This window comes from Nostoc sp. 2RC (assembly GCF_014222165.1).
In the GTDB taxonomy this organism is placed as follows: Bacteria; Cyanobacteriota; Cyanobacteriia; order Cyanobacteriales; family Nostocaceae; genus Nostoc; species Nostoc linckia.
Genome location: NZ_JACKZU010000728.1, coordinates 1 through 1,099 on the forward strand (window position 1 = coordinate 1; position 1,099 = coordinate 1,099).

Here is a 1,099-nt window from a genome sequence, read left to right on the forward strand (position 1 = left end):
CCACTCCCCACTCCCTTTTCTAAAGCATCTATCGCATTATTTAATAGATGCATAAATACTTGATTGAGTTCGCTCGCATAACACTTGATTCGAGGCAATTTGCCATAATTTTTAACTACAACAATTGCAGGACGATTAGGTGTTTCCTTGAGCCGATGCTGTAACATCACTAAAGTATTATCAATACCTTCATGAATATTGACTCGCTTGATCTCAGATTCATCATGTCGAGAAAAGTTTTGTAATGCCAATACTATTTCTCGAATCCGATTGGAACCTCTGTACATTGCGGCTATCAAATCTTGCAAATCTCTAATCACAAAATTCAGGTCTATATCTTGAGATACTTGCTGAATTTTTGGTGTGGGTTGGAGATATTCTTGTTGATAAACTTCAATGATATTTACTAAGTCTTGTACATATTGACCAGCATATTGGAGATTTCCATAAATAAAACTGATCGGGTTATTAATTTCGTGAGCGATGCCAGCTACTAACTGCCCCAAAGCTACCATTTTTTCGTTTTGAATTTGTTGAACTTGGGCAGCTTTCAAGTTATCGAGAGCTTGTTGGAGTAAAAAATTTTTTTCTTGCAGTTTAACTTGGAGTAGGCGTAAATTAATCTGATTTTCAATTCGCAATACAACCTCTGCTCCATGAAAAGGTTTGGCAATATAATCCACACCACCAACATCAAAGGCTTTTGCTTTATCTAAAACATCATCAAGGGCGCTAATAAAGATGACTGGAATTTCACAAGTTCTATCGTCAGCTTTTAGCTGTTGGCAAACTTGATAGCCATCCATACCTGGCATATTAATATCGAGTAAAATCACATCTGGTAGCAGCATTTGACAAGCAGTCAAGGCCATTTTGCCATTTAAGGCTTTGCGGACTTCAAAACCTTGTGCAGTCAACATTGCTGACAAAAGCCGCAAATTATCTGGGGTATCATCTACCACCAAAATATTTTTTTTATGATAAGTAGTTTGATTTAAATCCATTATTCAAAAGTTATATTTATCAAGTTTTAGGTAAAAATAAAAATTGCCAAATAACTAAATCAAAATTTAAAATTAATTTCGTATAATTATTATAT

Annotated in this window: 1 protein-coding gene; it reads right to left on the reverse strand. The window is 34.7% G+C overall.

Going from position 1 to position 1,099, the window contains the following annotated elements; all coding sequences use genetic code 11:
• The coding region (locus GNE10_RS34705) for a response regulator (protein WP_185570530.1) at window positions 1–1,004 on the reverse strand (1,004 nt) is incomplete at its 3' end.
• Window positions 1,005–1,099 lie beyond the last annotated feature (95 nt).